The organism is Pantoea anthophila (assembly GCF_026104315.1).
Classification (GTDB): Bacteria; Pseudomonadota; Gammaproteobacteria; order Enterobacterales; family Enterobacteriaceae; genus Pantoea; species Pantoea anthophila.
Map to the genome: position 1 here is coordinate 2,205,782 of NZ_CP110473.1, position 18,441 is coordinate 2,224,222.

Below are 18,441 nucleotides of genomic sequence, written 5' to 3' on the forward strand. Positions count from 1 at the left end.
CCTCAGATAAAGCCGAGCAGCGACAGCACGAAATAACCGGCTACCGCAATGACCACGGGCAGGATGTAAAGCGGGAAGATCTGCAGGAAGATGGTGTGACGGGGTACGCGCACCTTCTCTTCCAGTTGCTGACGGCTTCGCCCTTCGCTGCCCTTTGCATGCTCCAGGATCATCTGATCTTCAATGCCCTCTCTGACATGACGGGCCTGACGCCCCATGCGCGCGCCGGATGACTCCAGGGCCAGTCCGACAAAAATCAGGATGTAGATCAGCCAGAATCCCAGGTTCATCTGACCATTAAATTCCGGCACCGGGGAGTTGTGCCAGAAGATGTTCAGGAAGGGGGTGTTAAAGCGAAGCATATCGACGATAACATGAACAAAATCGAGCATTACCGCGTCGATACCGGGCTGCTTCTCACTGTGCTTAAACATAAAGCTCAGCACCGAAATAATGGTCGACAGCAGCGCCACCAGAAAGAGCACCCAGCCTGCCACACGCTTAAGGATGGCGATGCGGCCAGCCTGTTGATAGGTCATAATATCTCCTGAACCCGAAATCCGATTTGCCGTAAGTCTACCTGCCAATGAAGAAATTTCCCAAATAAAGCGTGGCCGACGGGCGAAGCGTGCGCCAGCCGGGAATGATGCTATGGTAAAACCGACTTTAAAAGGAGACCTCTGATGCCCTATCACCGCCCTGTCCTCGCCGCCCTGTTTGATATGGATGGTTTACTGATCGATTCTGAGCCGCTGTGGGATCAGGCTGAACTGGATATCTTTTCAACGCTGGATGTTGACCTGTCACGTCGCAGTGAAATGCCCGACACGCTGGGTTTGCGCATCGACCAGACGGTGCGGATGTGGTACGAAACGCTGCCGTGGCAGGGTCCGTCGCAGCAGGAGGTCACGGAGCGGATTATCGTGCGCGCCATGACGCTGGTGGATCAGACCCGCCCCCTGTTGCCGGGCGTGGAAACCGCGCTGCAACTCTGTCAGGAGCAGGGACTGAAGATTGGCCTGGCGTCCGCCTCTCCGATGGCGATGCTGGAACAGGTGCTGGAGATCTTTAATCTGCGCCACTATTTTGATGTGCTCTCCTCCGCAGAAGCCCTGCCCTACAGCAAGCCCCATCCGCAGGTCTATCTCAATGCCGCCGCCAGTCTGGGAATCGATCCGCTGAACTGCGTCACGCTGGAGGATTCGTTTAACGGCATGATCGCCACTAAAGCGGCCCGCATGCGGTCGATTGTGGTACCTGCCGCTGAGCACCGCGACGATCCGCGCTGGGCGCTGGCGGATGTCCGGCTGGACACCCTGACGCAGCTTAGCCCGACCCATCTGAAAGGCTGACCCCCCGCCCGCTTTAAGCGGGCTTTTTTTTGCTCAGGCGTTCTGCGGTTGATCTGAATCTCAAAAAATTAAAACAGCGTTTCATTTTTATTGAATCACTGTCTCACCCTGCCTAAGATGCCCACATCGTCCCCTGATCGGGGGATGAATAACCTGACTCCAGAGGGGCACGAGATGGACATTCGCCAGAGCATTCACAGCGATCACGCTAAACAACTCGACACTGACGCACTGCGCCAGGCATTTCTGATTGAAAAGATATTTACCGCCGATCACTACACCCTGACCTACAGCCACATTGACCGCATCATTACGGGCGGCGTCATGCCGGTGAATCAGCCGGTCACGATGGGGGATGAGATGGGCAAACAGCTGGGCGTCGCCTGGTTTCTCGAACGCCGTGAACTGGGCATGATCAATATTGGCGGCCCGGGTCTGGTGGAGGTGGATGGCAAAACGTGGGAAATCGGTCACGAAGAGGCGCTCTATATCGGCAAAGGGGCGCGCGATCTGCTGTTTCGCAGCCTCGACGCATCGCAGCCCGCAAAATTTTATTTCAACAGTGCACCGGCGCACACCACCTTTCCGGACAGAAAGATCACGCTGCAGGAGGCGGTCAACGCCACGCTGGGCGATGCGGCAAGCGCTAATCGCCGCACCATACACAAATTTTTCGTGCCCGACGTGTTGCCTACCTGTCAGCTCACAATGGGCCTGACCAGGCTGCATGAGGGCAGTCTCTGGAACACCATGCCCTGTCACACCCACGAACGCCGCATGGAAGTCTATTTCTATTTCGACATGAGCGAAGATCACGCCGTCTTCCATATGATGGGAGAGCCGCAGCAAACCCGTCATCTGCTGGTTCATAACGAGCAGGCGGTGATCTCTCCCAGCTGGTCGATACACGCGGGTGTCGGTACCCAGCGTTACGCCTTTATCTGGGGAATGGTGGGTGAGAATCAGGTCTTTGATGATATGGACGCGGTCAGAATTAGCGAACTGCGTTAAGCGGAGGACAAGCCGAATGGTACTGAACAGATTTGATTTAACAGGCAAAGTCGCCATCGTGACCGGCTGTAATACCGGGCTTGGCCAGGGGATGGCACTGGGGCTGGCGCAGGCTGGCTGCGACATAGTGGGCATCAACCGCATCGAACCGGCTGACACGCAGCATAAAGTGGAAGCACTTGGCCGCCGCTTCTGGTCCGTTTCAGCCGATCTGATGTCTCCTGAGGTCATCCCGCAGGTCGCGGAAGAGGCGGTCGCCGCGGCAGGCAGAGTGGATATCCTGGTCAACAATGCCGGGATTATCCGTCGTGAGGATGCCCTGAAATTCAGCGTGCAGGACTGGGATGATGTGATGAACATCAACTGCAAGACGGTGTTTTTCCTATCACAGCAAATCGCGCAGCGGTTTATCGCGCAGGGAAGCGGCGGCAAAATCATTAATATTGCGTCCATGCTCTCGTTTCAGGGAGGCATTCGCGTTCCCTCTTACACCGCCTCAAAAAGCGCTGTCATGGGCTTAACCCGTCTGATGGCTAACGAGTGGGGACGGCATGGCATCAATGTTAATGCTATCGCGCCGGGCTACATGGCGACCGATAATACCGAACCCCTGCGCAAAGATGCGGCGCGCAGCGCTGAGATCCTTGACCGTATTCCGGCAGGCCGCTGGGGCGTGCCGGATGACATGATGGGGCCGGTGGTCTTTCTGGCCTCGTCTGCAGCAGACTATATTAATGGTTACACGCTGGCGGTTGATGGCGGCTGGCTGGCCCGCTAGAAGACGGGGTGAGCCGTGACATGCCGCGGCTCGCCCTGTAAAAAAATTCACTGTTAGTTACAGCGTCACATGTTCTCATTTACTGGATAAATCCCTATACTGGATGCATCGACAGTTTCTTAGCATCCAGGTTCTATCATGACGGGCGAAGGCCACATCATTTTTGCCATTGCCAGCGCTATTTTTGCCAAACGTGCGGAGCTGACCCCGGTTCTGGCGCAGGCCGACTGGTGGCATCTCGTTCCCTCAGCCCTGCTGACATGTCTGTTGCCCGACATCGATCACCCTAAATCTCTGCTGGGACAGCGGCTGCGCTGGCTCTCACAGCCGATTGCGCGCGCTTTTGGTCACCGGGGCTTTACCCATAGCCTGCTGGCGGTGGCCGCCGGTTTATGGCTTTTTCAGATTAACCTGCCCAAGTCGTCCCCCATACCGCCTGATGTCTTACAGGGCCTGACCCTGGGCTACCTCAGCCATATTGTGGCCGATATGCTGACGCCTGCGGGGGTGCCACTGCTGTGGCCCTGCCGCTGGCGCTTCCGCCTGCCGATTCTGCGCAGCCAGAAAGGCAATCAGCTTGAGCGGGTATTGTGTCTGGGTCTGGTGGGCTATGCGCTCTGGTTTCCGGTGGGAATGCCTTCCTTTGGTGCAAACGGCTGGCCGACCCAGCTGTTCGATACGCTGCAGAATGGGGTCGGACGGTTAATTTCCAGTCATACCGCGCAATAAACCCGCAAAAATCAACAGTTAGTTATAAACCATGCCATTTGGATATAAGGCAGCCTCTCCGGCTGCTGTTACCATTCCTGCTGTCTTAATTCGTGATTAACATTATGCGGCCTCTCCAGGACGACAGGCCGCATTACTCTGGAGTTTCGGTATGGACCTTCCTCTTACGCTTAATATCGCGGCCTTCGTGGTGCTGCTGGTATTACTCTCCCGCTTCAGCCGCCATAGCTGGAGCCTGTCGAAGAAAGTGTTGATCGGTCTGGTGATCGGTGTGCTGTTCGGCCTGGTGCTGCAGCTGATCTACGGTGAAAACAGCGCCGTGGTCAAAGCGTCGATCAGCTGGTTTAACATCGTTGGCAATGGCTATGTCCAGCTGCTGCAGATGGTCGTCATGCCGCTGGTGTTCGTCTCGATTCTGAGTGCGGTCGCCCGTCTGCATAACGCCTCGTCGCTGGGAAAAATCAGCGTACTGACCATTGGCGTACTGCTCTTTACCACCGCGATTTCTGCGCTGGTCGGCGTCTTCGTGACCGGTCTGTTTGGCCTCAGCGCGGAAGGTCTGGTGCAGGGTGTCCAGGAAACCGCACGCCTGAGTGCGATCCAGAGCAACTATGTCGGCAAGGTCTCCGACCTGAGCGTGCCTCAGCTGGTGCTCTCCTTTATCCCGAAAAATCCGTTTGCCGATCTGACCGGTGCTAATCCGACCTCCATCATCAGCGTGGTCATTTTTGCCGCCTTCCTGGGGATGGCCGCTCTGCAACTGCTGAAAGATGACCAGGAGAAAGGTCAGCGGGTGCTGGTGGCGATTGACACCCTGCAGTCGTGGGTCATGAAGCTGGTGCGTTTAGTGATGAAGCTGACGCCGTATGGCGTGCTGGCGCTGATGACTAAAGTCGTGGCCGGTTCTAACCTGCAGGACATCATCAAGCTGGGCAGCTTTGTGGTCGCCTCTTACCTCGGCCTGGCGATAATGTTTGCGGTTCATGCCCTGCTGCTGTCGGTAAACGGCATCAACCCGCTGCGCTTCTTCCGTAAAGTGTGGCCGGTGATTACCTTCGCCTTTACCAGCCGCTCCAGCGCCGCCAGCATTCCGCTGAGCGTAGAGACTCAGACCCGTCGCCTGGGCGTGCCAGAGTCTGTGGCGAGCTTTGCAGCCTCCTTTGGTGCCACGATCGGCCAGAACGGCTGTGCCGGTCTCTATCCGACCATGCTGGCGGTGATGGTGGCGCCTACGGTTGGCATTAACCCGTTTGATCCGCTGTGGATTGCGACGCTGGTCGGGATCGTCACCCTGAGTTCAGCCGGTGTGGCCGGTGTCGGCGGCGGTGCGACGTTTGCCGCCCTGATTGTGCTGCCTGCGATGGGCCTGCCGGTGACCCTGGTTGCGCTGCTGATCTCTATCGAGCCGCTGATCGATATGGGCCGTACCGCCCTGAACGTCAATGGATCCATGACCGCCGGTTCACTCACCAGCCGCTGGTTAGGCCTGACCGACAGGCGCGTGCTGGAAAGTGACGACCACGCCGAACTGGCGCACCGCTAATCTCTGCTCAACCTGGCGCATCCGCGCCAGGTTAATCCCTTCCCGCTCTCCATAATCTTCCCTGTTCATGGCGACGCCGTTAAGAAAGCGTTAAGCGTGGTAAACAGGCGAAAATCCGCCGCTTTAGCGCTTGTCTTTCTTCTGTAAAAAGCGAATTCTGCCTCCACTCGTCTGTGGAGAATGCCCGATGAAAAAAATGATCGCCTCACTTCTGACGCTGACACTCTTAGCGCCCGCCCTGGCTTCTGCGCATCCCGGCGGCTGGGGCCCGCCAGGAGGATGGGGACCGCATGAGGGATGGGGCCGGCACGGTGGCCCCGGTCCGCGCTGGGGAGGGCCAGGTCCGTTGCGCTTTCTGCCCGAGGCCGCCACCGCCGTATTGATTGGCGGGCTGACCTACTACCTGCTCAACGGCAACTATTATCAGCGTCACGGTGAGGAGTATGTGGTGGTGGCGCCACCGCCAGAGACACGGATCAGCGGTGAGATGCGGGTGCTGGATTTTAACGGCAGGCGTTTTTATGTGCAGGATGGCCACTACTACCAGCGGCAGATTGACGGCGATTATGTCGAGGTGCCGCGCCCGGCAGGTCTGTAACGGCAGGCTTGCCATCCACTCTTCGCGCCGGAGGGCATGAAACAGTGCCCCAACGAAAAACGGCCCGTCATGAAGACGGGCCGTTTACCATTCAGAAGCAGCGATTACTGCTGAACCTGCGGATCGGTGTCATATTCCGCGCAGCTCTGGAAGCCGTAGTTCATAACACGGCCGGTGTCGTTATAGCTCACGAAGTAAGTCTGTGCTTTACCGTCGCGCTGACCCAGAACATACGTCTGGCAGGTGCCGCGCGCGTGAACCATGGTAATTTCAGTTGAAGGCGAACCGGCGATCTGACGAACCTGATCGCGGGTCATCCCCTTTTTAACATCCTTAACGACTGGCTTAGTCACGTAGCTTTCCGCACGATCGTAAGTCGTACAACCAGACAGTGCCGCCAGTGTCAGCGCCGCAGCGATACATCCCATCACCTTCTTCATCTTGTTGTTCCTCATTTATTGTCCATGTGGCATCAAGCCTGGAACATAAATGCAGGTTTATCAAGTTTATGGCGGCCTTTTTGTGGCAGACGGAATGTCAGGATTCCGTAAAGAAGGCTGTTTTGCTGTCAGCAGAGACGTATACTCCCCGGCATCCGAACCCTCTGATTTTGCGCCGTTTCCGTGACGCTGTCCTGCGCGGATGCCGATCAGGGTGCCCGCCGCACTGCCGGACGCTCTCTGGCGCAGGCTGGCCCGCTTTCTCTTCACCCCATCGCTGACGACCCCGAGGAATAATGACTCCTGCTCACTCTAACCGCCTGGTTTATGCCATCACGCTGGGCCTGCTGGCCGCACTGGGCCCGCTCTGCCTCAGATGGCGCGGGACCTCAACACCGAAACCGCCACGGCTCAGCTGAGTCTGACCGCCGGCCTGCTGGGGCTGGGAGTTGGCCAGCTGCTGTTTGGCCCGATGAGTGACAAGTTCGGCCGTCTGCGTCCGCTGACCCTGTCACTGGTGCTGCTGTTTATCGCCTCGCTGGGCTGCGCACTGGCGCAGGATATCCACCAGTTGCTGGTGGCGCGCCTGTTCGAAGGCTTAGCCGGGGCCGGTGGCGCGGTGCTGTCACGGGCGATAGCGCGCGATATGTACAGTGGTCATGAACTGACGCGATTCTTTGCCCTGCTGATGCTGGTCAATGGCCTGGCCCCTATCGGCGCGCCGGTGCTGGGCGGCGTGCTGATGACGATCGTCGACTGGCGCGGCATTTTTATGGTGCTGGGCGGGATTGCCATTCTGCTGATCCTGCTGGCGCGCTGGAAGCTGCATGAGACGCTGCCGGAAGCCCGCCGCAGCAAAGGATCGATCTTCTCCGCTTACGCCGCGCTCGGCCAGGTGGTGACCCATCGTCCTTTCATGGGCTTCTGTCTGACCCAGGGCTTTATGATGTCGGGCATGTTCGCCTACATCGGCGCCTCTCCGTTCGTGCTGCAGCAGCTCTACGGTCTGTCGCCACAGGCGTTCAGCTTCTGCTTTGCGGCCAACGGCATCGGTCTGGTGATCGCCTCCCAGACCAGCGCCCGCCTCTGCCCGTTGTGGGGCGAATATCGGGTGCTGAAAGGCGGCCTGACGCTGGCCTTTGTCGCCTCCAGCCTGCTGCTGCTCTGCGCCCTGTTTCAGGCCCCGCTGGCGCTGCTGCTGGTCGCGCTGTTCTTTACCATCGCCAGCAATGGGGTGATTGCCACGACCGCCTCCTCACTGGCGATGCAGAGTCAGGGCCATCGCGCTGGCAGCGCCTCTGCGGTGATTGGTGTCACCATGTTCACGCTGGGGGCGATTACCGTGCCCATCACCGGCATCGGCGGTACCTCGGTGCTGAGCATGTGCGGCACGATCTTCGGCTGCTTTATGCTGGCCATTTTAATGTTTACCGTGCTGGCGAAAAAACCCGAGCCTCAGCTAAAAACTCACTGATTTCGCAATGGTTAGCGCGAATCAGTTAGCGCTTTGGCTTGTTGTTTTCGTGAAGGCACGTTAGCTTTAATAACACGTTCGCATCGAGCCGACAGGCCACTGACCTGAGGAGAAGTTCATGTCACTGCAGCAGGAAATTATTGAAGCCCTGGGTGTGAAGCCCACTATCGACGCCGACCAGGAAGTGCGGGTCAGCATCGATTTTCTCAAAGCCTACCTGAAACGCCACAGCGGACTGAAAACGCTGGTGCTGGGGATCAGCGGCGGCCAGGACTCTACCCTGGCGGGCGCGCTGTCGCAGCGGGCCATTACGGAGCTGCGTGAAGAGACCGGCGATAACGACTACACCTTTATTGCCGTGCGTCTTCCCTATGGGGTGCAGGCGGATGAGCAGGATTGCCAGGACGCGCTGGCCTTTATTCAGCCTGACCGCTCACTGGTGGTTAACATCAAAGAGTCGGTCCTGGCCAGCGAGCGCGCGCTGAAAGAGGCCGGGATTACCCTGTCCGATTTCATCCGCGGCAATGAAAAAGCGCGTGAGCGCATGAAGGCGCAGTACAGCATCGCCGGCATGACCAAAGGCGTGGTAGTCGGTACCGATCATGCCGCGGAAGCGGTGACCGGCTTCTTCACCAAATATGGCGACGGCGGCACCGACATTAACCCGCTGTTCCGCCTTAACAAGCGTCAGGGCAAGCAGCTGCTGAAACATCTCGGCTGTCCGGAGCACCTCTATCTGAAGAAGCCGACCGCCGACCTGGAAGATGACCGTCCGGGCCTGCAGGATGAAGTGGCGCTGGGTGTCACCTACGAGATGATTGATGACTATCTGGAAGGAAAAAGTATCCATCCTGACAGCGCGAAAATCATTGAAGGCTGGTATCTCAAAACCGAGCACAAACGTCGTCCGCCGATCACGGTTTTCGACGATTTCTGGAAGTAATCCTGCGCCTCCTTTGCACGGGCAAGGGAGGCTCCTTTCACTCACGCTGTTGATCGCTGCATGCCTGCCACCGTTTCACGCGCCACCCTGATCGGGCTTATCGCCATTCTGCTCTGGAGCACCACTGTTGGCCTGCTGCGCAGTGTCAGCGAGGCCTTTGGTGCCACCGGCGGCGCGGCGCTGATCTACACCACCACCGCCTGTCTGCTCTGCCTGACCCGGGGTCTGCCCAGGCCAGGGGCGATGCCTGCGATCTATCTCTGGATCGGCGGCGCGCTCTTTGTCGGCTATGAGATGGCGCTGGCGCTGGCTATCGGACTGGCGAGCGATCGCCGTCAGTCGCTGGAGCTGGGGATGATCAACTATCTCTGGCCCTGCCTGACGATCGTGCTGGCGATCCCGTTTAATCAGCAGCGTTTCCGCGTCTGGCTGTGGCCCGGTCTGCTGCTGTCGCTGCTGGGTATCGTCTGGGTGATGAAAGGCAGCGGCAGTGGCGCGCCGGCGCTGCTGTGGCAGAACATGCTGCGCAATCCCGTCGCCTATGCTCTTGCCTTTCTGGCCGCCCTGACCTGGGCGCTCTATAACAATTTCACCCGCCGCTATGCGCGCGGTGCCAACGGCGTCACGCTCTTTTTTATCCTGACCGCGCTGGCGCTGTGGCTGAAATTTGCCGTCAGCCCGACGCCGCTGACCTTCGCGCCGCTGCCGCTGCTGGAAGTCCTGTTTGTCGGCCTCTCCACCGCCATCGCCTACTCCGCCTGGAATCACGGCATTCAGCAGGGAAACCTGACGCTGCTGGCGACGGCCTCCTACTTTACGCCAGTGCTGTCGGCCCTGCTGGGATCGCTGTGGCTCGGCCTGACGCCACCGCTCGCCTTCTGGCAGGGCGTGGCGATGATCACCCTGGGCTCCCTCATCTGCTGGCTGGCGACACGGCCGCGCTGATCAGACGGCTGGCGATCATTTCACCGGTTTGTTATGCTGTATGGACAACCAGTAAATGGAGTCCACTTTGGTCAGACGTGCTGCCTCGCATCGCCTCGAACCCGACGCGAATGCGCTATATCAATATCCCGAACACCTGCGTGAGTGGCTGGAAGGTTTGCCGAATCACCCTGGCGTCTACACCTTCCACGGCGAGAGTGAGTCGCTGCCGCTCTATATCGGCAAAAGCGTGAATCTGCGCTCGCGGGTGATGTCCCATTTTCGCACCCCTGACGAGGCGAAGATGCTGCGTCAGTCGCGACGCGTCAGCTGGATCCCCACCGCGGGCGATCTCGGCGCGCTGCTGCTGGAAGCACAGATGATCAAAACCCAGCAGCCGCTGTTTAATAAACGCCTGCGCAAAAACCGGCAGCTCTGTTCATTGCAGATCACCCACGGCAAACCCGAAGTGGTCTACGCAAAGGATCTCGATTTCAGCCAGTCACCTAATCTCTTCGGGCTTTATCGCAGCCGGTTTGCTGCGCTGGAACGGCTCAAGCAACTCGCCGATGAGTATCAGCTCTGTCACGGTTTGCTGGGTCTGGAAGCCCTGAGTCCGCAGCGGGGCTGCTTCCGTTCGGCACTGCGCCGCTGCGCCGGGGCCTGCTGCGGTAAAGAGCCGGTCAGCGATCACCAGGATCGGCTGCTGGAAGCGCTGGAGAACGTGCGGGTCTTCTGCTGGCCGTGGCAGGGTGCCGTGGGGCTGGTGGAAGAAGGCAAACAGATGACGCAGATCCACGTCATCGACCACTGGTTCTATCTGGGGTCGGTCAGCAGCATGGAAGAGGCAAAAAAACTGCAGCGGCCCAAAGGGGGATTCGATCACGACGGCTACAAAATCCTCTGCCGTCCTATCCTCTCGGGTGACTACCCTATCCTGCCACTATAAAAAAACCGCCGGTGCTGTCCACTTACCTGCAGTGGACAGCACCGGCGGTCTCAGAAGTACCGCTTAGCTCAGATTATTCAGCCGGTGGTGCCGGTGGCGCCATGTTGCCTTCGCGCGGGCCTTTTTCGGTCAGGCGCTGCTCAAAGTTGGCGTTGTACTGTTTCTTCTGCGCCGGCGTCAGCACGTTATAGAGCTTGTTCTGGGTTTCCAGCATCTTCAGCGCATGCTCTTTACCGTTAGCAGACATCTTCTCTGCCTGCGCTTCGGCTTTGCTCTTATCGAAGCTGTCAGCCGCGATGATGTCGTGCATCGCACGGCGATCATCCTGTGACGGACGCTGCATATCTTTGTGGCTCTCTTTCATGATGTCGCGCATCTGGGTTTTCTGCGCGTCGGTCAGATTCAGACCATGGAACATCATCTCCATGCCGTGGCGCATTGGCGGCTTATGCATCGCTTTTTCGCTGCCGGCTGGCGGAGGCGTCAGGGAATCCGCGGCGGCATGGACGGCGCTGGCTGCACCAAACGCCAGCGAAGAAGCCAGTAACAGGGAAGTCAGTTTGCGCATAATAGTGTCCTTATGATTCATGATAATGACGACAGCACTCTGTCGCGTCTTCGGAAACAAGAATACGACGCTGAACGTCAACTACTCAGAGCCTGAGTAAAGCCGTGAAAGCATAAAAGACAAAAATCCGGCAATCATGAAGAGAATGAGAAGAAAGGCGTGAGGAATTGAAAAACTTCATGAATTTACAGCGAATTTCGCAGAAATCGTGGAGGAGTGTAAGGGTTTCGGCAGGAAAGCGGAAGAGGATCTCCCGCTTTCCTGCCGATTTTTAGCGCGGATTGCTGTAACCCGTCAGCTGCCCCCGTCAGAGAGGCAGCGCCTGGGTCTGTTCGCCCTCTTCAATCAGCATCAGGCCGGCACGCAGTCCGGCAGCAACGCCGGGATTCGGGAAAAGCACATATTCCCGTGCCTGCTGCACGTAGTAGCGGGTATCCCCATCCTCGGCCAGCAGCGTGCCCTGAGGAAAGGCGGTAAAGTTTAGCGTCTCCGGCGTCATATGCAGCCTGAAGTGCTCACTCAGCCGGGTGATCTGCTGCGCAACCCGATAGTGGCGCGGCTTCACGCGGGTGGCGGGCATGGGGTCACCAAAGAGCAGCGCCGCCAGCGCCTGCTGTGCCGCACTGAACTGGCTCAGGTCGTTTTCGCCAAACGGCAGCGCCTTCCCCAGCTCCAGGGTGCAGCTGGCCGCACCGAAATGTTCACAGCTGAAATGGGTAAAGGTTCCGCCCGGCGCGCGATGAAAGACCAGCGCCTCCAGACCGGCAGCCGCCAGCCAGTCGAGAAACGCGGGAGGCCAGGGACGATCGTTTTGCGGCATGACGCCGAACTGCGGATGGTATGAGCCGCGAATCGCCGTGTGCATATCGAGATGCCAGCGCGTCTCATCGCATTCGCCCAGCAGCCAGAAGTTCTCCAGCGCCTGCTCCAGCCGCAGCACGCGGCGCGCCTCATCGCCATCGTCCACCTGCTGCCAGCGTCCGCCAAACAGCCGGTTAATATCATAACGGACATAGCGTTTGCCGGTGCGCAGCGCAGAGGGATTGCCCAGAATCACCAGCATCCGCTGCTGTAGCGGCTTTTCGCCGCGAAGCAGCGCATTGACCAGCTGATTCATGATTTCCACCGGGGCCGTTTCATTGCCGTGGATCCCGGCGGAGAGCACCAGCGCCTGCTTAACGGGCACTACCGGCTCCATCAGCAGGATGCCGTGATACAACCACTGCCAGCGAAGATGCGCCGTTTCCCCCCTGCGCTTTCGCGGCGCCTCACCGGACAGCGTCTGCTGCAAAAAGTCCTGCATCGTTCCTCCTTTACGCCTCAGGCAGGTGGCAGCCCGTGCTGCCATCGCCTTCACTGCTGAAATGCATACACATTTCCTAAGTCTAGCAGCTTCGTCAGTTCATCCAGCGCGTCTCGACCCTCCCGCAGCAGCTGCGGATCCACCAGGTCGGCCTGGGTCAGCCGATCGCGGTAGTGCCGGTCGACCCAGCTGTTCAGGGCGGCGAACAGCCGATCGTTCATCAGCACGGCGGGATTGACGGCCTGCTGCTCCTGAGGCGTCAGTACCACCCGCAAACGCAGGCAGGCAGGCCCACCGCCGTTGTACATGCTTTCACGCAGATCAAACACCTTCAGATCCTTCAGCGGCCCATCCCCTTCCACCTGCTCGCACAGGTAACGCCAGACGTCCGGATGCTGACGCGACTCTTCCGGCAGCACCAGCATCATGGTGCCGTCGGGACGGCTCAGCAGCTGGCTGTTAAACAGATAGGTATCGACCGCATCTTTTACCGACACCCGATTCTCCGGCACTTCCAGCGCCACAAATCCGGGCACGCGTGCCCGAAGCTGCGCCAGCAGTGCAGGCTGATCGACAAACGCCTGCTGATGGCAGAAGAGCATCTGCTGGTTACTCACCGCGATCACATCGTTATGAAAAACCCCCTGGTCGATAACCGCCGGATTCTGCTGCGCAAACAGCAGGTGTTCAGGTGAGAGCTGATGCAGACGGGCGACCGCTTCACTGGCCTCGCGCGTCTGGCGCGCCGGATAGCGCTGCGGGGCTTTCCCCTCATGGCTGCTGTCGCGGCCATAGACAAACAGCTGTACGCCCCGCTCGCCATAGTCGCCCCCCAGGCGGTTGTGATTTGCGGCCCCTTCATCGCCGAACATCGCCACCTGAGGCAGCGCATCGTGCACCGCAAAATGGTCTTTGTCGCGGAAGATGGCGCGCAGCAGTCCGGCGGTTTCCGGGGCTTCCATCGCGCGGTGAAATTTATTGTTCAGGTTGGCCACCGTCAGGTGAACCCGGCCATCACCGCTGTCGGCTGACGGCGACACGGTGGCCGCATTGGCGACCCACATCGCCGAGGCGGAACTGGCCGCAGAGAGTAAGCCCGGCGCGGTTTTCCCGGCCGACGCCACGACCTGCTCGTCACTGCCACGAAAGCCAAGCTGACGCAGCGCCGCGATATTAGGACGCTCATGCGGAGGGATCACCCCCTGCACAAACCCCATATCGGCCAGCGCCTTCATCTTCAGCAGCCCCTGCTTTGCCGCCAGACGGGGGTTCGAGGGCTGCAGCTGATTGCGGGTTGAGGCTTCATTACCAAATGAGAGCCCGGCATAGTGGTGGGTCAACCCCACCAGGCCGTCAAAGTTCGCTTCGGTGGCCTTCATAGCAACGTCTCCGGGGGTGAGAAATCCAGGCCAGGTGAGAGCGTGGCGGGCAGCGTCAGATCCGGCGACTCCAGCGAGGCCATCGGCCAGGCGCAGTAGTCTGCCGCGTACCAGGCGCTGGCCCGATGGTTACCCGAGGCTCCAATGCCGCCAAACGGCGCGGTACTGGCGGCACCGGTGAGCGGTTTGTTCCAGTTGACGATGCCGGCTCGCGCCTCCAGCAGCAGCTGATCAAACTGCGCGCGCAGGGGGGAGATCAGGCCACACGACAGGCCGTAGCGCGTCTGGTTCGCCAGTGCTATCGCCTCGTCAAAGGTGTCGTACCGGATCACATTAAGCAGCGGGCCAAAAACCTCCTCATCCGGAATGCCCTGCACGCCGGTGATATCAATGATGCCGGGCGTCAGGATCGCGCTGTGGCGATCCGGCCAGCGCATCGCCAGCAGCACCTCGCCGCCCGCCTCCACCCGCCGCTGCCACTCCGTCATGATCTTCTCTGCCGCGCCGGTTGAAATCACGCTGCCCATAAAAGGGGGCGGTTCGGCATCCCAGGCTGCCGGCTGCAGCCGGCCTGCAACCTCCACCAGCCGCTGCAGAAACGCCTCTCCCGCCGCTCCGCGCTTCACCAGCAGGCGACGGGCGCATGTGCAGCGCTGTCCCGCCGTAATAAAGGCGGATTGCAGCGTGATGTTGACCGCCGCATCCAGGTCCGCCGGATCCTCGACAATCAGGGCATTGTTGCCGCCCATCTCCAGCGCCAGCATCTTTTCAGGCTGACCGGCAAACTGGCGATGCAGCTGATAGCCGGTATGGGCGCTGCCGGTAAACAGCAGGCCGTCGATCTGGCTGCAGCTGGCCAGCGCCTGGCCCGTTTCACGTCCGCCCTGCAACAGCCCCAGCACACCGGCAGGCAGGCCTGCCGCCAGCCAGATCTGCACGGTTTTTTCGGCGGTCAGCGGCGTCAGCTCACTGGGTTTGAAGACCACGCAGTTTCCCGCCAGTAGCGCCGGCACGATGTGGCCGTTTGGCAGATGACCGGGGAAGTTATAGGGGCCGAACACCGCCAGCACGCCGTGGGGACGATGGCGCAGGGAACTTTCGCCCTGCTGCTGTTCACCGGTGCGGCTATGGTAAGCCTTCACTGAAAAGCCGATTTTATTGATCATCGCCGCCACTTCGGTCAGTGCTTCCCAGCGCGGTTTCCCGGTTTCACGCGCAATGGTGTCGGCCAGCTCCGCTTTTTGCGCGTCCAGACCGGCCGCAAATTTTTCGATGATCGCCTGGCGCTCCGCCAGCGGGCGGGTTGCCCAGCCCGGAAACGCGGCGCGCGCCGCCTCGCAGGCGGCGGCGACCTGCTCTGCTGAAGCCGCCTGCCCCTGCCAGAGCGGTTCCCCTCTCACCGGGTCCGCTTTCGTCAGGTGCTCTGCCTCGCCGCTCTGCCACTCTCCCTTAATCAGGTGCGTCATGCTGTTTTCTCCTCTTTGCAGAGCGTCACTACGCGCAGGCTGTCGCCCGGCTGGCAGTGGAGCGCCCGCATCTGTTCGTCCGTCAGTTTTATGCTGTCACCGTCGGCATCTGCCGGGATCAGCGCCACACGGAACTGGCGATAATGGTTATTGGCGACCAGGCAGAGCGGTGCATCCGCCGGATTTTCACCCCGCTCTGCGCCGCGCAGCCAGCTTTTGCGAATGGCGCGGATGCGGTCGATGTCGCACTCCAGTGTCGGGCCGCCATCAAAGATGTCGATATAGTTGAGGTAGCGGAAGCCCTCCGCTTCCAGTACGGCCCGGGCAGGTGCCGTCTGCGGGTGAACCTGGCCGATGACCGCCTGCGCCTCCGGGGTCAGATAGTCGATGTAGAGCGGATGTTTCGGCATCAGTTCGGCGATAAAGGCTTTCTGGCCGGTGCCGCTGAGGAAGTCCGCTTTGCTGAAGTCCATTGAGAAGAAGCGGCTGCCGACGCTCTCCCAGAAGGGTGAGTGGCCCTGCTCATCGCTGACGCCCCGCATCTCCGCGACTACCCGCTCCATGAAACGGTCACGGAAGTTAGCCATAAACAGGAAGCGTGATTTGGACAGCAGATAGCCATTTTTGCCGTCACGATACTCAGGGTCGAGAAACAGGGTGCAGAGCTCGCTGCTGCCGGTGTGGTCGTTACTCAGCGACAGGGTCGGCAGCGCGGCGTAGACGTTCAGCTCTTTCGACGCGTGCACCTGGGTGCCGACGCGGAAGTTATACCAGGGGTCCTGCAGGCCCACCGCCACCTCAATGGCGCAGATGCCCACCGCGCGATTATCTTCACTGTCGGCCAGCACAAAGACGTAGCCCTGCTCAGCGCGCGGCAGCGTATCCTGCCAGGTTTGCAGCGATCGATCGATTCGCGCCTGAAGCGTGGCGCTATCGACCGGCAGCGAGGTCAGCCCGCCGCCGGTTTTGCCTGCCAGCGTCATCAGCTGGCTTAAATCATCGCGTTCAACCGGACGGATTACCATCATGATGCGGACCCTCGTACCAGACTTTCACAGGCCTCGGCAAAGCGTGCCATACCCAGCTTCACCTCCTGCTCGCTGATGTTCAGGGCCGGGGCAAAACGCACCACGTTCGCGCCCGCAATCAGCACCATGACGCCCATCTCAGCGGCAGCCAGGTTAATCGCTTTGGCTTTGCCGGCATACGCATCGCTCAGCACCGCACCTATCAGCAGGCCCAGGCCGCGCACCTCTTTAAACAGCTGCAGACGCTGGTTGATCTCCGCCAGAGCCGAGACGATCCACTGGTGACGCTCTGTCACTCCCGTCATAAAGTCCGGCTGATTGACCAGTTCCATCACTTTACCGGCCACCGCGCCCGCCAGCGGATTACCGCCATAGGTGGTGCCGTGTGTGCCGACACCCATCACGCTCGCCAGATCGTCGCGCGTCAGCATCGCCCCAATGGGGAAGCCACCGCCGAGCGCTTTGGCGCTGGTCAGGACATCGGGTGTGACGCCGTAGTGCATATAGGCATAAAGCGAACCGGTGCGGCCCACGCCGCTCTGCACTTCATCAAAAATCAGCACGGCCTGATGCCTGTCGCAAAGTTCACGCAGTCCGCGCAGGAACGCCGGATCGGCAGGCAGCACGCCGCCCTCCCCCTGGATGGGTTCCACAATCACTGCGCAGGTCTGGTCATTGATGAGTTCCGCCGCGGCCGCCAGGTCATTAAACGGGGCGTGCTGGATGGCAGGTGGCAGCGGCGCAAAATCCTGAGAGTAAGCGGGCTGACCCCCGGCGGTAACGGTAAAGAGCGTGCGGCCATGAAACGCATTCTTAAATGCCACAATGCCACTTTTCTGCGGGCCGACCCGATCGTGGGCCACTTTGCGCGCCAGCTTCAGCGCCGCTTCGTTGGCCTCCGCACCGGAGTTACAGAAAAAGACCCGGTCAGCAAAGGTGGCATCAATTAACTGCTTCGCCAGTCGCAGAATCGGCTCATTGGTGTAGCCATTGCCGGTGTGCCATAAACGGGCGGCCTGCTCCTGCAACGCCTGTTGTAATGCCGGATGCGCATGCCCTAACGCATTCACGGCGATGCCACCGGCGAAGTCGACGTAGTCTTTGCCATTCTGATCCCAGACGGTTGAGCCCTCCGCGCGAACCGGGACAAATGTCGCGGGTGCATAAACCGGCATCATCCATTGATCGAAATCGTGACGTGAAACGTGCAGTGCCATAACCCATTCTCCTGCTTTCCCGGTCGGGTAAAGCTATTGTTTTAAAATTGTTAAGGGATGTTGTAATGCAGCCCTACTGTAGAGTGCAGTTAACGTGCCAGCCAGAGAATTAACTGCATAAAATCGTCACCCTGACGTAATATCAATAAGTTACACGCCTCTGCTATTCACTTTTTTTGCATATATAGTGAATAATTGTCTGATTGCAGCGGCAGAGCCGGGTTTTAAATAGCGGAATTATGCAATCGCGGGATGAAATATCGCTTTTGTGATCGCTGATAAACAATCACTCCGCAAAAGGCCCGAAGAGTGCCCTGTTTTAGCGCAGCCTGCCTCGCGACGGTGCAGGATGAGGCGCAGAATATTCAGCGAGAGAGGATGACGACATGCCAGGATTTAACAGAATCTTTTCATTTAAGCGGGCAGATCGACGTCTGGCCTGATTATTTTTTATGCGGAAAAATAAAATGAAAACGATTTCTTCTGTATTATTCCCGATGTGATTATTGGCAGCGAAATAACCTTTGAAATAAAGATGAACAGATATTACTACGCAGACTAATGGTTAGAATAAAACCCTTATCGCTTATTTGCGTTAATGCCTTATCCATAATTTAATCAGCGGGAATGATGATTTAAAAACATACAAAATGCCGGGAATAGAAAAGCAACAACCACCAATTAAACACTGATAATCATCACTTTTTTATTAAACACAATAAAACCCATCAGAAGAAAT

The 18,441-nt window shown here is 58.9% G+C and carries 17 protein-coding genes and 1 pseudogene; 10 read left to right on the forward strand and 8 right to left on the reverse strand.

What is annotated here, in order from left to right; translation table 11 throughout:
• Nucleotides 1-2: 2 nt before the first annotated feature.
• Entirely contained in the window at nt 3-539 is a 537-nt protein-coding gene (locus tag OJ965_RS12820; RefSeq protein ID WP_265136145.1) for a YniB family protein, read from the reverse strand.
• A gap of 144 nt (nt 540-683) precedes the next feature.
• Between OJ965_RS12820 and hxpB the strand changes: the two genes are divergently transcribed.
• From hxpB to OJ965_RS12850, 6 genes are all read left to right on the forward strand, one after another.
• Nucleotides 684-1,352 (forward strand): hexitol phosphatase HxpB, encoded by a 669-nt coding sequence (gene hxpB / locus OJ965_RS12825; protein WP_009090544.1) that lies wholly within the window; start codon nt 684-686, stop codon nt 1,350-1,352.
• Between the two features lie 174 nt (nt 1,353-1,526).
• Entirely contained in the window at nt 1,527-2,363 is an 837-nt protein-coding gene (gene kduI / locus OJ965_RS12830) for a 5-dehydro-4-deoxy-D-glucuronate isomerase (protein ID WP_154928338.1), read from the forward strand.
• A gap of 16 nt (nt 2,364-2,379) precedes the next feature.
• Nucleotides 2,380-3,141 carry a 2-dehydro-3-deoxy-D-gluconate 5-dehydrogenase KduD gene (gene kduD / locus OJ965_RS12835; RefSeq protein ID WP_046101719.1) on the forward strand — a complete coding sequence of 254 codons (762 nt, stop codon included), beginning with the start codon at nt 2,380-2,382 and terminating at the stop codon, nt 3,139-3,141.
• A 138-nt stretch (nt 3,142-3,279) separates the two neighbouring features.
• Complete coding sequence (locus tag OJ965_RS12840) at nt 3,280-3,870, forward strand: metal-dependent hydrolase (RefSeq protein ID WP_009090554.1); 591 nt, start codon at nt 3,280-3,282, stop codon at nt 3,868-3,870.
• A 151-nt stretch (nt 3,871-4,021) separates the two neighbouring features.
• On the forward strand, nt 4,022-5,413 hold the full coding sequence (locus tag OJ965_RS12845; protein ID WP_009090555.1) for an L-cystine transporter: 1,392 nt from the start codon (nt 4,022-4,024) through the stop codon (nt 5,411-5,413).
• Between the two features lie 187 nt (nt 5,414-5,600).
• Nucleotides 5,601-6,011 (forward strand): DUF6515 family protein, encoded by a 411-nt coding sequence (locus OJ965_RS12850; RefSeq protein ID WP_111207445.1) that lies wholly within the window; start codon nt 5,601-5,603, stop codon nt 6,009-6,011.
• 104 nt (nt 6,012-6,115) lie between these two features.
• On the opposite strand, the gene osmE is transcribed toward OJ965_RS12850, so the two are convergent.
• Nucleotides 6,116-6,451: an osmotically-inducible lipoprotein OsmE gene (osmE, locus tag OJ965_RS12855; RefSeq protein ID WP_009090559.1), complete on the reverse strand. Its 336-nt coding sequence runs from the start codon at nt 6,449-6,451 to the stop codon at nt 6,116-6,118.
• A gap of 296 nt (nt 6,452-6,747) precedes the next feature.
• Here osmE and OJ965_RS12860 point away from each other — a divergent pair.
• The 4 genes and pseudogenes from OJ965_RS12860 (at nt 6,748) to cho (ending at nt 10,741) form a co-directional block, all read left to right on the forward strand.
• Nucleotides 6,748-7,925: pseudogene (locus OJ965_RS12860) on the forward strand (multidrug effflux MFS transporter).
• A gap of 118 nt (nt 7,926-8,043) precedes the next feature.
• Complete coding sequence (gene nadE, locus OJ965_RS12865) at nt 8,044-8,868, forward strand: ammonia-dependent NAD(+) synthetase (protein WP_009090562.1); 825 nt, start codon at nt 8,044-8,046, stop codon at nt 8,866-8,868.
• Nucleotides 8,869-8,928: 60 nt separating this feature from the next.
• Nucleotides 8,929-9,813 (forward strand): aromatic amino acid DMT transporter YddG, encoded by an 885-nt coding sequence (gene yddG / locus OJ965_RS12870; protein ID WP_046101714.1) that lies wholly within the window; start codon nt 8,929-8,931, stop codon nt 9,811-9,813.
• Between the two features lie 67 nt (nt 9,814-9,880).
• Nucleotides 9,881-10,741, forward strand: coding sequence for an excinuclease Cho (gene cho / locus OJ965_RS12875; RefSeq protein ID WP_009090566.1), 861 nt, complete (start codon nt 9,881-9,883; stop codon nt 10,739-10,741).
• Nucleotides 10,742-10,814: 73 nt separating this feature from the next.
• Here the strand turns inward: cho and spy are convergent, their stop codons facing one another.
• The 6 genes from spy to OJ965_RS12905 form a co-directional block, all read right to left on the reverse strand.
• Nucleotides 10,815-11,309: an ATP-independent periplasmic protein-refolding chaperone Spy gene (gene spy / locus OJ965_RS12880; protein ID WP_009090567.1), complete on the reverse strand. Its 495-nt coding sequence runs from the start codon at nt 11,307-11,309 to the stop codon at nt 10,815-10,817.
• A gap of 307 nt (nt 11,310-11,616) precedes the next feature.
• Nucleotides 11,617-12,612, reverse strand: a complete 996-nt coding sequence (gene astE, locus OJ965_RS12885; RefSeq protein WP_009090568.1) for a succinylglutamate desuccinylase — start codon at nt 12,610-12,612, stop codon at nt 11,617-11,619.
• A gap of 50 nt (nt 12,613-12,662) precedes the next feature.
• Nucleotides 12,663-13,991 (reverse strand): N-succinylarginine dihydrolase, encoded by a 1,329-nt coding sequence (astB, locus tag OJ965_RS12890; RefSeq protein WP_265136157.1) that lies wholly within the window; start codon nt 13,989-13,991, stop codon nt 12,663-12,665.
• The gene (gene astD, locus OJ965_RS12895; protein WP_265136158.1) at nt 13,988-15,457 is read right to left on the reverse strand and encodes a succinylglutamate-semialdehyde dehydrogenase; all 1,470 of its coding nucleotides are present in this window, start codon (nt 15,455-15,457) and stop codon (nt 13,988-13,990) included. The genes astB and astD overlap by 4 nt, the downstream gene beginning before the upstream one ends.
• Entirely contained in the window at nt 15,454-16,485 is a 1,032-nt protein-coding gene (gene astA, locus OJ965_RS12900) for an arginine N-succinyltransferase (RefSeq protein WP_154928105.1), read from the reverse strand. The genes astD and astA overlap by 4 nt, the downstream gene beginning before the upstream one ends.
• On the reverse strand, nt 16,482-17,702 hold the full coding sequence (locus OJ965_RS12905) for an aspartate aminotransferase family protein (RefSeq protein ID WP_009090572.1): 1,221 nt from the start codon (nt 17,700-17,702) through the stop codon (nt 16,482-16,484). Before OJ965_RS12905 ends, astA begins: the two co-directional genes overlap by 4 nt.
• Between the last annotated feature and the right edge of the window lie 739 nt (nt 17,703-18,441).

Excerpts from the sequence above, each read along its gene's own strand:
- OJ965_RS12820 (WP_265136145.1), bottom strand. The coding sequence starts at position 539 with ATGACCTATCAACAGGCTGGCCGCATCGCCATCCTTAAGCGTGTGGCA.
- hxpB (WP_009090544.1), top strand. The coding sequence starts at position 684 with ATGCCCTATCACCGCCCTGTCCTCGCCGCCCTGTTTGATATGGATGGT.
- kduI (WP_154928338.1), top strand. The coding sequence starts at position 1,527 with ATGGACATTCGCCAGAGCATTCACAGCGATCACGCTAAACAACTCGAC.
- kduD (WP_046101719.1), top strand. The coding sequence starts at position 2,380 with ATGGTACTGAACAGATTTGATTTAACAGGCAAAGTCGCCATCGTGACC.
- OJ965_RS12840 (WP_009090554.1), top strand. The coding sequence starts at position 3,280 with ATGACGGGCGAAGGCCACATCATTTTTGCCATTGCCAGCGCTATTTTT.
- OJ965_RS12845 (WP_009090555.1), top strand. The coding sequence starts at position 4,022 with ATGGACCTTCCTCTTACGCTTAATATCGCGGCCTTCGTGGTGCTGCTG.
- OJ965_RS12850 (WP_111207445.1), top strand. The coding sequence starts at position 5,601 with ATGAAAAAAATGATCGCCTCACTTCTGACGCTGACACTCTTAGCGCCC.
- osmE (WP_009090559.1), bottom strand. The coding sequence starts at position 6,451 with ATGAAGAAGGTGATGGGATGTATCGCTGCGGCGCTGACACTGGCGGCA.
- nadE (WP_009090562.1), top strand. The coding sequence starts at position 8,044 with ATGTCACTGCAGCAGGAAATTATTGAAGCCCTGGGTGTGAAGCCCACT.
- yddG (WP_046101714.1), top strand. The coding sequence starts at position 8,929 with ATGCCTGCCACCGTTTCACGCGCCACCCTGATCGGGCTTATCGCCATT.
- spy (WP_009090567.1), bottom strand. The coding sequence starts at position 11,309 with ATGCGCAAACTGACTTCCCTGTTACTGGCTTCTTCGCTGGCGTTTGGT.
- astE (WP_009090568.1), bottom strand. The coding sequence starts at position 12,612 with ATGCAGGACTTTTTGCAGCAGACGCTGTCCGGTGAGGCGCCGCGAAAG.
- astB (WP_265136157.1), bottom strand. The coding sequence starts at position 13,991 with ATGAAGGCCACCGAAGCGAACTTTGACGGCCTGGTGGGGTTGACCCAC.
- astD (WP_265136158.1), bottom strand. The coding sequence starts at position 15,457 with ATGACGCACCTGATTAAGGGAGAGTGGCAGAGCGGCGAGGCAGAGCAC.
- astA (WP_154928105.1), bottom strand. The coding sequence starts at position 16,485 with ATGATGGTAATCCGTCCGGTTGAACGCGATGATTTAAGCCAGCTGATG.
- OJ965_RS12905 (WP_009090572.1), bottom strand. The coding sequence starts at position 17,702 with ATGGCACTGCACGTTTCACGTCACGATTTCGATCAATGGATGATGCCG.